This is a genomic window from Agrococcus citreus (genome assembly GCF_039527715.1).
GTDB classification, from domain to species: domain Bacteria; phylum Actinomycetota; class Actinomycetes; order Actinomycetales; family Microbacteriaceae; genus Agrococcus; species Agrococcus citreus.
Genome location: NZ_BAAAKK010000001.1, coordinates 464,049 through 477,165, shown reverse-complemented (window position 1 = coordinate 477,165; position 13,117 = coordinate 464,049). Strand labels below are relative to the sequence as shown.

The 13,117-nt window shown below is 73.7% G+C and carries 12 protein-coding genes; all 12 read right to left on the bottom strand.

Annotation, left to right across the window (positions count from 1 at the left end):
* Positions 1–545: primosomal protein N' family DNA-binding protein (locus ABD106_RS02345; RefSeq protein WP_486281927.1), on the bottom strand; the 545-nt coding region annotated here is incomplete at its 3' end.
* Between the two features lie 65 nt (positions 546–610).
* Complete coding sequence (metK, locus tag ABD106_RS02340; protein WP_343916907.1) at positions 611–1,798, bottom strand: methionine adenosyltransferase; 1,188 nt, start codon at positions 1,796–1,798, stop codon at positions 611–613.
* Entirely contained in the window at positions 1,795–3,027 is a 1,233-nt protein-coding gene (gene coaBC, locus ABD106_RS02335) for a bifunctional phosphopantothenoylcysteine decarboxylase/phosphopantothenate--cysteine ligase CoaBC (RefSeq protein WP_343916905.1), read from the bottom strand. The genes metK and coaBC overlap by 4 nt, the downstream gene beginning before the upstream one ends.
* Entirely contained in the window at positions 3,027–3,284 is a 258-nt protein-coding gene (gene rpoZ / locus ABD106_RS02330) for a DNA-directed RNA polymerase subunit omega (RefSeq protein ID WP_343916903.1), read from the bottom strand. The genes coaBC and rpoZ overlap by 1 nt, the downstream gene beginning before the upstream one ends.
* Positions 3,285–3,376: 92 nt before the next feature.
* Positions 3,377–4,312 (bottom strand): guanylate kinase, encoded by a 936-nt coding sequence (gene gmk, locus ABD106_RS02325; protein ID WP_343916901.1) that lies wholly within the window; start codon positions 4,310–4,312, stop codon positions 3,377–3,379.
* Positions 4,313–4,360: 48 nt separating this feature from the next.
* Entirely contained in the window at positions 4,361–5,197 is an 837-nt protein-coding gene (pyrF, locus tag ABD106_RS02320; protein ID WP_343916899.1) for an orotidine-5'-phosphate decarboxylase, read from the bottom strand.
* Positions 5,194–8,493, bottom strand: a complete 3,300-nt coding sequence (carB, locus tag ABD106_RS02315) for a carbamoyl-phosphate synthase large subunit (protein ID WP_343916897.1) — start codon at positions 8,491–8,493, stop codon at positions 5,194–5,196. Before carB ends, pyrF begins: the two co-directional genes overlap by 4 nt.
* Complete coding sequence (carA, locus tag ABD106_RS02310) at positions 8,494–9,735, bottom strand: glutamine-hydrolyzing carbamoyl-phosphate synthase small subunit (protein ID WP_343916895.1); 1,242 nt, start codon at positions 9,733–9,735, stop codon at positions 8,494–8,496.
* Positions 9,732–10,235, bottom strand: coding sequence for a PH-like domain-containing protein (locus tag ABD106_RS02305; protein WP_343916893.1), 504 nt, complete (start codon positions 10,233–10,235; stop codon positions 9,732–9,734). Before ABD106_RS02305 ends, carA begins: the two co-directional genes overlap by 4 nt.
* A complete protein-coding gene (locus tag ABD106_RS02300; RefSeq protein WP_343916891.1) occupies positions 10,232–11,542 on the bottom strand; it encodes a dihydroorotase in 1,311 nt (436 codons plus the stop codon). The genes ABD106_RS02305 and ABD106_RS02300 overlap by 4 nt, the downstream gene beginning before the upstream one ends.
* Complete coding sequence (locus ABD106_RS02295) at positions 11,539–12,519, bottom strand: aspartate carbamoyltransferase catalytic subunit (RefSeq protein WP_343916889.1); 981 nt, start codon at positions 12,517–12,519, stop codon at positions 11,539–11,541. The genes ABD106_RS02300 and ABD106_RS02295 overlap by 4 nt, the downstream gene beginning before the upstream one ends.
* Positions 12,516–13,076 (bottom strand): bifunctional pyr operon transcriptional regulator/uracil phosphoribosyltransferase PyrR, encoded by a 561-nt coding sequence (gene pyrR / locus ABD106_RS02290; protein WP_343916887.1) that lies wholly within the window; start codon positions 13,074–13,076, stop codon positions 12,516–12,518. Before pyrR ends, ABD106_RS02295 begins: the two co-directional genes overlap by 4 nt.
* Between the last annotated feature and the right edge of the window lie 41 nt (positions 13,077–13,117).

Here is a 13,117-nt window from a genome sequence, read left to right as displayed (position 1 = left end):
AGCGCGGCGAGCGCGATCGCCCAGCGGCCGATCCACGCGGTGCCGCCAGCGGCCTCGCCGCTGCCGCCCGTCTCGACGGCGGCAACGCCGCCCGCGCACTCGAGGGCGATGCGACGTCGAGCCTCGACGAGCCCGGGCAGCACCTCCGCGGCGCCCGGGGGCGCGTCGGGCAGCGGCGGCACGGGCGCGGCGGGACCGGCGAGCCACGCCTTCTCGACGCGCGCCTGCCGGCCGGGGATCGCGACGCGCAGCACGTCAGCGGCGCCGCCCGCGGCGCGGTCCGCGACGGCGCGAGCGAGGGCCCACACCTCGGGCTGCAGCACCGGCACGGTCGAGAGCACCTTCTCGACGTCGGCGACCTCGCCCTCCCAGTCGCGCTCGTCGGCGACCTCGACGACGTAGCCCGTCGCCTGCCGGTCGCCCCGCAGCGGCACGCGCACGCGCACGCCCGGCGCGACGCCCTCGAGCCCGGGCGGCACGCGGTACTCGAAGAGCCGGTCGAGCTGCGGCAGCCGCGAGTCGACGACGACGCGGGCGTACCGCACGGGCGCATCCGCGCTCTCCCCGTCGGCGATGGCCGCACGCGCAGCCGCCGCGGCTGCCACGGGCGTCAGAGCCCCGCGGCGGCGCGCAGGTCGTCGACGCGGTCGAGCCGCTCCCAGGTGAAGCCCGGCAGCTCCCGTCCGAAGTGGCCGTAGGCGGCGGTCTGGCGGTACTTGGGCTTCCGCAGGTCGAGGTCGCGCACGATCGCGCCGGGGCGCAGGTCGAAGACCTCCTGGATCGCGGCGCGGATGCGGTCGTCGTCGATCGTGCCGGTGCCGAAGGTCTCGACGTAGAGGCCGACGGGCTGCGCCATGCCGATCGCGTACGCGGCCTGCACCTCGATGCGCGCGGCGAGGCCCGCGGCGACCGCGTTCTTCGCCACCCAGCGCAGCGCGTAGGCGGCCGAGCGGTCGACCTTCGACGGGTCCTTGCCGCTGAACGCGCCACCGCCGTGGCGAGCGGCGCCGCCGTAGGTGTCGACGATGATCTTGCGCCCCGTGAGACCCGCGTCGCCCTTGGGCCCGCCGGTGAGGAACGAGCCGGAGGGGTTCACGATCGAGCGCATGGCGCTCGTGTCGAGGCCGAGCTGCCCGACGACGGGGTCGATGACGTGCTCGATGACGGCGGCTCGGATCTCGGCGTCGGTGACGCCCGGCGCGTGCTGCGTCGAGACGAGCACCGTGTCGACGCTCACGGGGCGGAAGCCGTCGTAGCCGATCGTCACCTGCGTCTTGCCGTCGGGCCGCAGCCACGGGATGTCGCCGCTGCGCCGCACGGCGGCGAGCCGCTCGGCGAGCCGGTGCGCGGCCCACGCAGTGGCGGGCATGAAGCTGGGCGTCTCGTCGGTCGCGAAGCCGAACATGATGCCCTGGTCGCCGGCGCCGTCGCGATCGAGCGGGTCGACCGAGCCGCCCCGCGCCTCGACGGCGGTGTCGACGCCGGTCGCGATCTCGGGCGACTGCTCGCCGATCGACACGGTCACGCCGCACGAGTTGCCGTCGAACGACACCTCGCTCGAGTCGTAGCCGATCTCGACGATGACCTTGCGGGCGACCGAGGCGATGTCGACGTAGCCCGTCGTGCGCACCTCGCCCGCGACGTGCACGAGGCCGGTGGTGACGAGGGTCTCGACGGCGACGCGCGCCTCGGTGTCCTGCGCCAGCATGGCGTCGAGCACCGCGTCGGAGATCTGGTCGGAGATCTTGTCGGGGTGGCCCTCGGTCACGGACTCGGACGTGAACAGCCGCAGGCTCACTGGCGCTCCTGGATCGTGGGTGTCGTGGATGCGGTCGGCGCGGCGAGGCGCTGCGCGATCGCATCGATGATGGCGCGGGCCACTGACGCCTTGCTGCCGGCGGCGTCGGCGACGACGCCGTCGGCGTCGAGCACGCGCACGCGGGTGTCGACGTGGCCGAAGCCCTCGTCGTGGCCGACGCGGTTGACGACGAGCAGGTCGGCGCCCTTGCGCGCGAGCTTGTCGCGGCCGCGCTGCAGCAGCGCGTCGTCGTCGGCCTCGGTCTCGGCGGCGAAGCCGACCACGAGGCTCGAGCGCGGCTGCCCGGCGATCTCGCGGAGGATGTCGGGGTTGAGCGCGAGGGTGAGCGTGGGCGCGTCGCCCCACGACTCCTTCGAGCGCTTCTCGTCCGAGACGCCGTCGACGCGGTAGTCGGCGACCGCCGCAGCCATCACGACGACGTCGGCGTCGGCGCGCTCGAGCATGCGCGATCGCAGCTGCGCGGTCGTCTCGACCTCGATCGTCTCGACGCCGCGGGGCACGGGCACGTGCAGGTTCGCGCCCACGAGCGTGACGGCGGCGCCCGCGTCGCGAGCGGCCTCGGCGAGCGCGACGCCCATGGCGCCGCTCGAGCGGTTGCCGAGGAACCGCACGGGGTCGATCGGCTCGCGCGTGCCGCCCGCCGAGACGACGAGCGAGCGGCCGGCGAGCGGCCGGTCGGCGGTCGCGGCGACGCGCGCGAGCGCGGCGGCGACGACCTCGCTCGGCTCCGCCATGCGGCCGAGGCCCGTGTCGCCGCCGGTGAGCTCGCCCGCGACGGGGCCGACGACGGTCGCGCCGCGCTCGACGAGCGTGCGCACGTTCGCCTGCACCACGGGCTGCTCCCACATCTCGGTGTGCATCGCGGGGGCGAGCACGAGCGGGGCGCGCGAGGCGAGCACCGTCGTGCCGAGCAGGTCGTCGGCGAGCCCGGTCGCGAGCTTCGCGAGCGTGTTCGCCGTCACCGGCAGCACGACGATGAGGTCGGCGGACTGGCCGAGCGCGACGTGGCGCACGGCGGCGACATCGTCGAAGACCTCGTCGGTGACGGGATTGCGGCTGAGCGCCTCGAGCGTCGGCCTGCCGATGAAGCGCAGGGCGGATGCGGTGGGCACGACGTGCACGTCATGACCGGCCTGCACGAGCTCGCGGATCGCGAGCGCTGCCTTGTATGCGGCGATCCCGCCGGAGATCCCGACGACGACGCGCATCAGGCCTCGGTGACCTCGTCGTGGGTGAGGACGAGCTTGTTCGCGTGGATCTCGTGCAGCGCGACGGAGAGCGGCTTGTCCTCGATCGTCGCGTCGACGAGCGGGCCGACGTTGTCGAACATCGAGCCCTCGTGGATGTCGGTGTAGTAGTCGTTGATCTGTCGCGCGCGCTTCGACGCGAAGATGACCAGCTGGTACTTCGAGTCGACCTTGTCGAGCAGCTCGTCGATCGGGGGGTTGATGATGCCCTTGGCCATGGGTGCCTCCTGCAGACTCGTGGCGGACGCGATCGCGCTCGCCGAAGCTCGTGCGCCGGTGGGCGCAAGAGTCCATCCTACCCCGCATCGCGTCAGTGCGACGGCAGCTCTCCCGCACCGCGGTCGGCCTCCGCCGCGAGGATGCGCTCGACCACCTCGTGCGCGGCCTCCGCGACGTCGGCGTTCACGATCGTCGCGTCGAACTCGGGCTGGCTCGCGAGCTCGACCCTTGCCGTCTGCAGCCGGCGCTCTCGCTCCGACTCGGTCTCGGTGCCGCGGCCGACGAGGCGGCGCACGAGCTCGTCCCACGACGGCGGCGCGAGGAACAGCAGCACCGCATCCGGGAACGACGCTCGCACCTGTCGCGCGCCCTGCAGGTCGATCTCGAGCAGCACCGAGCTGCCCTCGTCGAGCGCGGCCTGCACGCTCGAGCGGGGCGTGCCGTAGCGCGACTGGTTGTGCACCGTCGCCCACTCGAGGAACTCCTGCTCGTCGACCATGCGGTCGAAGTCCGCGTCGGAGACGAACGCGTAGTGCACGCCGTCGATCTCGCCGGGGCGCGGGGCGCGGGTCGTGGCGCTCACCGAGTGCCGGATCTGCGGGAAGTGCTCGCGCACGTACTCCGCGACGGTGCCCTTCCCGACGGCGGTGGGTCCGGCGAGCACGATGAGGCGAGGGCGACGCGAGGGATCCACGTCGTCCAGCCAACCGCGAACCCGCTCGCGCTGCAAATCGCCGAGCGCGCCGAGGCGCTTGCCAGGGGCGATGCCGAGCGACGCCAGCAGCCGCTCGACCCGCACGGGGCCGAGGCCCCGCAGGCTGCCGAGGAACGCCGGCACGCGCAGCTGCGCCTCGGGGCTGCCCGGCTCCTGCCACGCGCGCTCGGCGACGTCGCGCGGCCCGCGCTGCCCCGATCGCAGGGCGCGCTTCACGGCCGCGCGCGCTCGGCGGGCCTCGATCGCCGCCCGTCCGGCCGCGGCCGGGTCAGGGGTGGCGGGCCGGGACCCGCCGTGCGCGTCTGCCGTCATCGGGCGCTCGCCGTCATCGAGTCGCCGCCGTCATCCAACCGACCGCCGTCATCCAACCGACCGCGACGACGCGAGCTCGCCGACGGCCGCGTCGATCGCGCTCGCGAGCCCGTCGGGACCCGCCTGCAGGATGCTGCGCGACGCGCTCGCGAGCACGAGCGAGCCGGCCGGGAAGAGCGAGCCGAGGTCGGCGAGCCGCGCGCCCTGCGCGCCGAAGCCCGGCGCGAGCACCGGCGTCGCGGCGTCCATCGTCGACGCGCCCGTGCCGAGGCCGAACGCCGCCCGGTCGACCGTCGCGCCGATCACGAGCCCGTGGCCGGCGCCCGTCGCGGCGTTCCGCTCGGCGACCGCGTCGGCGACCGACCGCGCGATCGAGCGGCCGTCGGGCAGGCGCGCGAGCTGCACGGCTGCGGCCTCGGGGTTGGAGGTGGCGGCGAGCACGAACAGGCCCTTGTCCGCGGCCTCCGCCGCGGCGAAGAGGCCCTCGAGCGAGCCCACGCCGAGGTAGGGACTCACGGTGAGGGCGTCGGCCTCGAGCGGCGAGCCGGGCGAGAGCCACGCCGCGCCGTAGCCGCGGTTCGTCGAGCCGATGTCGCCGCGCTTCGCGTCGGCGATCACGACGAGCCCCGCGGCGCGGGCATCGGCGAGCACGCGCTCGAGCGCGCCGATGCCCGCGGCGCCGAGCGCCTCGAACAGCGCGACCTGCGGCTTGACCACCCCGACGCGCCCGGCCGCGGCGGCCACGACGTCGCGGCCGAAGCGCTCGAGCCCCGACGCATCCGCACCCGCGCCCCAGGCCGCGAGCAGCGCGGGGTGCGGGTCGATGCCCACGCACAGCGGGCCGTGCGCGTCGACGGATGCGGTCAGTCGCGCCAGCAGCGTCACGCCGACCGCCGTGCGTGGTACTCCTGCAGGCTCGTCACCTCGTAGGGCTCGCGCGAGGCCTCGATCGCCGCGACCGCGGCGCCGAGCTGCGCGACGGTCGTGAAGAGCGCCTTGTCGGCGGCGACCGTGGCGGCGCGGATCTCGTAGCCGTCGGCGCGCGCGATGCCGCCCGTCGGGGTGTTGACGATGATGTCGATCTCCCCCGCGTCGATGAGGTCGACGATCGACGGCTCGACGGTGCCGGCGGCTGCGGTCTCGGAGTGCTTGCGCACCGTCTCGACCTGGATGCCGTTGCGCGCGAGCACCTCGGCGGTGCCGGTCGTCGCGACGATCCGGAAGCCGAGCTGCTGCAGCCGGTGCACGGGCAGCACCGCTTGCCGCTTGTCGCGGTCGGAGAGCGACACGAACACGGTCCCGGAGGTCGGCAGGCCGCCGTAGGCCGCCGACTGGCTCTTCGCGAACGCGGTCGGGAAGTCGCGGTCGATGCCCATCACCTCGCCGGTCGAGCGCATCTCGGGCCCGAGCAGCGAGTCGACGACGCGGCCGTCGGCAGTGCGGAACCGGCGGAACGGCAGCACGGCCTCCTTCACCGCGACGGGCGCGTCGATGGGCAGGATCGTGCCGTCGGCCTCCGGCAGCATGCCCTCGGCGCGCAGCTCGGCGATCGTCGCGCCCGCGAGCACGCGCGCGTTCGCCTTCGCGATCGGGGTGCCGAGCGCCTTCGCGACGAACGGCACCGTGCGGCTCGCGCGCGGGTTCGCCTCGATCACCTGCAGCACGCCTGCCGCGTACGCGAACTGCACGTTGATGGGCCCGCGCACGTCGAGGCCCTGCGCGATGCGCAGCGTCGCGTCGCGGATCTCGAGCAGCTGCGCGCGGCCGAGGCCGACGGGTGGCATCGTGCACGACGAGTCGCCCGAGTGGATCCCGGCCTCCTCGATGTGCTCGAGGATGCCGCCGACGTAGAGCTCGTGCCCGTCGTAGATCGCGTCGACGTCGATCTCCACGGCGTCGTCGAGGAAGTGGTCGACGAGCAGCGGTCGATCGGGGCCGACGATCCCGTGCGACGCGATGCGGTCGAAGTAGCCGTGCAGGCTCGGCGTGTCGTAGATGATCTCCATGCCCCGGCCGCCGAGCACGAACGAGGGGCGCACGAGCACGGGGTAGCCGATGCCCTCCGCGATCTCGATCGCCTGCGACTCGGTCGTCGCCGTGCCGTTGCGCGGCGCGACGAGGCCGGCGTCGTCGAGGATGCGCTGGAACAGGCCGCGCTCCTCCGCGGCGTCGATCGCGTCGGGCGTCGTGCCGAGGATCGGCACGCCCGCGGCCTCGAGGCCGCGCGCGAGGCCGAGCGGCGTCTGCCCGCCCAGCTGCACGATCACGCCGACGAGCTCGCCCGCGCCGCGCTCGGCGTGCACGATCTCGAGCACGTCCTCGAGCGTGAGCGGCTCGAAGTAGAGCCGGTCGCTCGTGTCGTAGTCGGTCGAGACCGTCTCGGGGTTGCAGTTGACCATGATGGTCTCGAAGCCGGCGTCGGCGAGCGCGAACGACGCGTGCACGCACGAGTAGTCGAACTCGATGCCCTGGCCGATGCGGTTGGGCCCGGAGCCGAGGATGATGACCTTGCGCCGGTCGGAGGGCACGACCTCGGTCTCGAGGTCGTAGCTCGAGTAGTGGTACGGCGTCACCGCGGGGAACTCCCCCGCGCACGTGTCGACGGTCTTGAAGACCGGGCGCACGTCGAGGTCCCAGCGCGACTGCCGCACCTCGGCCTCGGTGCTCCCGCGCAGCTGCGCGATCTGGGCGTCGGAGAAGCCGTGCTCCTTCGCGAGCCGCAGCGTCGGCTCGTCGAGCTCGCCCGTGCCGTCCCCGAAGCGGCGCACCTCGTCGGCGACCTCGTTGATGAGCACCATCTGGTCGATGAACCACGGGTCGATGCCCGTCGCCTCGTGCGCCTGCGCGACCGTCGCGCCCGCGCGCAGCGCCTGCTGCAGCGTCACGATGCGGCCGTCGGTCGGCACGCTCGCGAGCTCGAGGAGCGCCGCGGCGTCGCCCGGCTCGCCCTCCCAGTGGAAGGAGGAGCCGCGCTTCTCGAGCGAGCGGAGCGCCTTCTGCAGCGCTTGCGTGTAGGTGCGGCCCATCGCCATCGCCTCGCCGACCGACTTCATGGTCGTCGTGAGCGTCGCATCCGCGGCGGGGAACTTCTCGAAGTTGAAGCGCGGCACCTTGACGACGACGTAGTCGAGCGCGGGCTCGAACGACGCGGGCGTCACCTTCGTGATGTCGTTGGGGATCTCGTCGAGCCGGTAGCCGAGCGCGAGCTTCGCGGCGATCTTCGCGATCGGGAAGCCGGTCGCCTTCGAGGCGAGCGCCGAGGAGCGCGACACCCGAGGGTTCATCTCGATGACGATGATGCGGCCGGTCGACGGCTCGACGGCGAACTGGATGTTGCAGCCGCCGGTGTCGACGCCGACGTCGCGGATGATGCGGATGGCGATGTCGCGCATCCGCTGGTACTCGCGGTCGGTGAGGGTGAGCGCTGGCGCGACCGTGATCGAGTCGCCCGTGTGGACGCCGACGGCGTCGACGTTCTCGATCGAGCAGACGACGACCGTGTTGTCGGCGGTGTCGCGCATGAGCTCGAGCTCGTACTCCTTCCAGCCGAGGATCGACTCCTCGAGCAGCACCTCGCCGATCGTCGAGGAGTGGATACCGTCGCCGACGAAGCGCCGCAGCTCGTCCTCGTCGTGCGCGAAGCCGGAGCCGAGGCCGCCCATCGTGAACGACGGGCGCACGACCACGGGGTAGCCGAACTCGCCGGCGAACGCGAGCGCGTCGTCGACGGAGTGCGCGATGGCGCTCGAGGCGACCTCGGCGCCTGCGGCGATCGCGAGCTCCTTGAACAGCAGCCGGTCCTCGCCGCGCTGGATGGCCTCGACCTTCGCGCCGATGAGCTCGACGCCGTGGCGCTCGAGGATGCCCTGGTCGTGGAGCGCGATGGCGGCGTTGAGCGCCGTCTGGCCGCCGAGCGTGGGCAGGATCGCGTCGGGGCGCTCCTTGATGATGATCGTCTCGATCACCTCGGTCGTGATCGGCTCGATGTACGTCGCGTCGGCGAAGTCGGGGTCGGTCATGATCGTCGCCGGGTTGGAGTTGACGAGGATGACGCGCACGCCCTCCTCCCGCAGCACGCGGCACGCCTGGGTGCCGGAGTAGTCGAACTCGGCGGCCTGGCCGATGACGATCGGCCCGGAGCCGATGACGAGGACGGAGCGGATGTCGTCGCGCTTGGGCATTCAGGCGTCCTTCTGCATGTCGGTGGTGTCGGCGCCGCGAGCGGCTCGGTGCTGCAGCACCAGCTCGCGGAAGCGGCCGAAGAGGTGCCGGGCGTCGTTCGGGCCGGCGGCCGACTCGGGGTGGTACTGCACGCTGAAGGCGGGGATGTCGAGCGCCCGCAGGCCCTCGACGACCTCGTCGTTCAGCGAGTAGTGGCTCACCTCGACGCGGCCGAAGCCCGCGGGGCTCGAGAGCTCCTCGTGCAGCGGCGCCTCGACGGCGAAGCCGTGGTTCTGGCTCGTGATCTCGACGCGGCCGGTGGCGACGTCGAGGACGGGCTGGTTGATGCCGCGGTGGCCGAACGGCAGCTTGTACGTGCCGAAGCCGAGCGCGCGGCCGAGCAGCTGGTTGCCGAAGCAGATGCCGAAGAACGGCAGGTCCTCGCGCAGCAGCCCCTGGAGCACCTCGACCTGGCCGTCGCTCGCGGCGGGGTCGCCGGGACCGTTCGAGTAGAACGCGGCGATCGGCCGGTGCGCGAGCACCTCCTCGAGCGTCGCGCTCTGCGGCAGCACGGCGAGGTCGAAGCCCTCCTCCTGCAGGAACCGCAGCGTCGACGCCTTCACGCCGAGGTCGAGCACCGCGAGGGTGCCGATCGGCTCGCCGACGGCCGGCAGCGTGTACGCCTCGGGCGTCGAGACGAGCTCGGCGAGGCTGCGGCCTGCCATCTTCGGGCTCTCGCGCACCGCCGCGACCATGGCCTCGTCGTCGACGAGCGCGTCGCCCGAGAAGACGCCGGCGCGCATCGCGCCCGCATCGCGGAGCCGTCGGGTGATCGCGCGCGTGTCGACGCCCGCGATGCCGACGACGCCGTCGCGCTCGAGCTGCGAGCCGAGGTCGCCATCGGCGCGCCAGTTCGACACGACACGGCTCGCGGCGCGCACGACGTAGCCGGAGGGCCACGCTCGCCGCGACTCCGCGTCCTCGTCGTTGACGCCGGTGTTGCCGATGTGCGGGGAGGTCTGCACGACGATCTGCCCCGCGTACGAGGGGTCGGTGAGCGTCTCCTGGTAGCCGGTCATGCCGGTGGCGAAGACGGCCTCGCCGAGCGCCCGGCCTGCGGCGCCGTAGGCGGTGCCGCGGTAGATGGTGCCGTCCTCCAGGACGAGGGCGGCGTCCTGCCCTTCGACTCGGTGCGCGCCCTGGCGGGCGCGCACCGGCTCAGGAACCGCCGTCGTCGAGGCAGTGGAAGCGGGGGTCGTCATGAGGTGGTTCCTTCCCCAGTGGGTTGCGTTCGGGTGCGGACGAGGCCACGGAGGGCGTCGAACGCCTCGCGGTCGTCGCCGATGATGCGGAGGTAGGTGTCGACGTCGGCGCCGAGCTCGTGCGCGATGACGACGATCCCACCGGACTCCACGACCCGGTCGATCGTCCAGGTCGCGCGCTCGACCGATCGGATGCGGGCCGCCGGGATGCGCAGCTCGGTGCGGTCGGCGACGAGCTGCACCCCGTCGCGGTCGATCGCGACCTGCGTGCGACCGCGGAAGCCGAGGCCGTGCGCGAAGACGCGGTCGTAGGGGTCGCCCGCGCGGGTCGTCGCGACGTAGAGCGCCTCGGCGACGAGCTCGGGGACCGCGTCGGTCCAGGGCGCGGGCGGCTCGATGTCGCGCTGGCGTCGTCGTCGCAGCACCACGCCGAGCACCGCGAGCAGCGCGAGCACCGCGACGAGCGCGGCGCACAGCAGCGCGAACGTCTCCTTCGTCATCCGGCGACCCCCTTGGCGCTCGATGCGGTCGCGACGAGCCCGTCGGCGACCGTGCGCGTGCCGGCGTGCCACACGTGCAGCACGCGGCCGGGCAGCTCGACACCGAGGAACGGGGAGTTCGTCGAGCGGCCGTGCAGGTGCGAGACGTCGACGACGCGGCGCACCGCGGGATCGACGAGCACGACGTGCGCGGGCGAGCCCGGCTCGAGCGGGGCGTCGTAGCCGGGCTCGCTGCCGATCGCCGCGGGCGCCGTCGACATCACGCGCGCGACGCCCGACCAGTCGAGCATGCCGGTCTCGACCATGGCGCGCTGCACCACGCTCAGCGCCGTCTCGAGCCCGACCATGCCGAACGCCGCATCCGCGAACGCCGTCTGCTTCGCCTCGGGCGCGTGCGGGGCGTGGTCGGTCGCGACGATGTCGATCGTGCCGTCGGCGAGCGCCTCGCGGAGCGCCTGCACGTCGCGGTCGGCGCGCAGCGGCGGGTTGACCTTGAAGCGGCCGTCGTACGAGCGCACGAGCTCCTCGGTCAGCAGCAGGTGGTGCGGCGTGACCTCGGCGGTGATCGCGATGCCGCGCGCCTTCGCGGCGCGCACGACCTCGACGGTCTCGACCGTCGAGACGTGGCAGATGTGCAGCCGGGCACCAGTGAGCTCGGCGAGCATCGCGTCGCGCGCGACGATCGATGCCTCCGCGGCCGAGGGCCAGCCCGTGAGGCCGAGCTCGGCGGCGAGCGGGCTCTCGTGCATCACCGAGCCGCGCGTGAGGTGCGGGTCCTGTGCGTGCTGGGCGACGACCGCGCCGAGCGAGGCGGCGTGCTCGAGGGCGCGGCGCATGAGCTCGGCGTCGGCGACGCAGTGGCCGTCGTCGCTGAACACCCGCACGCGCGCGGCGCTGCCGGCGAGCATCGTCATGTCGGCGAGCCGCTCGCCCGCGAGCCCGACGGTCACGGCGCCGATGGGGCGCACGGTCGCGAGCCCCGCGTCGACGCCGAGGCGGTGCACCTGCTCGACGACGGCGGGGGTGTCGGCGGGCGGGTTCGTGTTCGCCATCGCGAACACGCACGTGTAGCCGCCCGCCGCCGCGGCGCGCACGCCGCTCGCGATCGTCTCGGCCTGCTCGCCGCCCGGCTGGCGCAAGTGGGTGTGCAGGTCGACGAGCCCGGGCAGGGCGATGAGGCCGGTCGCGTCGACGACCTCGGCGGTGTCGCGGTCGACGGTGGCAGGGTCGACGAGCACGCCGGCGTCGATCGCGAGGTCGCGGGGCGCGCCGCCGAGCACGGAGGCGTTCGTGAGCAGCGTGGTCATCGGGCGTCTCCGTGGTCTGCTGAGGCGGGCTGCGCGGATCGGTCGTCGGACGCGAGCAGCGAGTAGAGCACGGCCATCCGCACCGAGACGCCGGCGGTGACCTGCGCGAGCACGGTCGAGGCATCCCCGTCGGCCGCGCGGCTCGAGAGCTCGAGGCCGCGGTTCATCGGGCCGGGGTGCATGATCGCGGCGTCGCCGAGCCGAGCGAGGCGCTCGTCGGTGAGCGACCAGCCGGTGATGTACTCCCCCACGCTCGGGGCGACCTTGCCGGCTTGGCGCTCGAGCTGCACGCGCAGCAGCATGAGCGCGTCGGGCCGCTCGGCGATGACGGCGTCGAGGCTCGTCTCGGCGCGCAGCCCGAGCCGCGTGCCGTCGGCCGCGGGGGTGGGCAGGAACGCGGCGGGGCCGACGAGCGTCACCTCGGCGCCGAGCGCGGGCAGCAGCAGCGCGTTCGAGCGGGCGACGCGCGAGTGGGCGATGTCGCCGACGATCGCGACGCGCACCCCGTCGAGGCCCTTGCCGCGGGCGGCGTCGCCGTGGATCCGGTGGCGCAGCGCGAACGCGTCGAGCAGCGCTTGCGTGGGGTGCTCGTGGGTGCCGTCGCCGGCGTTGATGACCGGCTTGCCGATCCAGTCGGCGAGCAGCGCGGGCGCGCCGGAGGCGCCGGAGCGCACGACGACGCCGTCGACGCCCATCGCGGCGATCGTGAGGCCCGTGTCGCGCAGCGACTCGCCCTTCGACGCGCTCGAGCCCTTGCCCGACACGTTGATGACGTCGGCCGAGAGCCACTTGCCGGCGATCTCGAACGACGAGCGCGTGCGCGTCGAGTCCTCGAAGAACAGGTTGACGACCGTGCGGCCGCGCAGGGCGGGCAGCTTCTTCAGCTGCCGGTCCTGGATCTGGTGCATGTCCTCGGCGAGGTCGAGCAGCGCGATCGCCTCGTCGCGCGGCATCGCGGCGGTCAGCAGGTGCCTCACGCGGCGCCTCGCTCGGCCGCGGGCCCGATCGTGACGGCGTCGCGGCCGTCGACCTCGTCGAGCAGGATCGAGACGTGCTCGGTGCGGGCGCTCGGCAGGTTCTTGCCCACCGAGTCGGCGCGGATGGGCAGCTCCCGGTGCCCGCGGTCGACGAGCACCGCGAGGCGCACGGCGCGGGGCCGGCCGAGGTCGGCGAGCGCGTCGAGGGCGGCCCGGATCGTGCGGCCCGAGTAGAGCACGTCGTCGACGAGCACGACGACGCGGTCGTCGACGCCGTCGGCGGGGATGCGCGTCGGGTGCGAGGCGCGAGTCGGCCTGCCGCGCAGGTCGTCGCGGTGCATCGTCACATCGAGCGTGCCGACGCGCGCCGAGAAGTCGATGCCGGTGATGCCGGAGAGCCGGTCGGCGAGCCGCTGCGCGAGGTGGACGCCGCGAGTGGGGATGCCCAGCAGCACGAGGTCGTCGGGTCCCTGGTTCGCCTCGAGGATCTCGTGGGCGATGCGCGTGAGGGCCCTGGCGATCTCGTCGGGGCCGAGCACGGTGCGCGGTGCAGTCACTGGGGACTCCCTTCTCCGCCTCACAGGACGGGCTTCAAGGT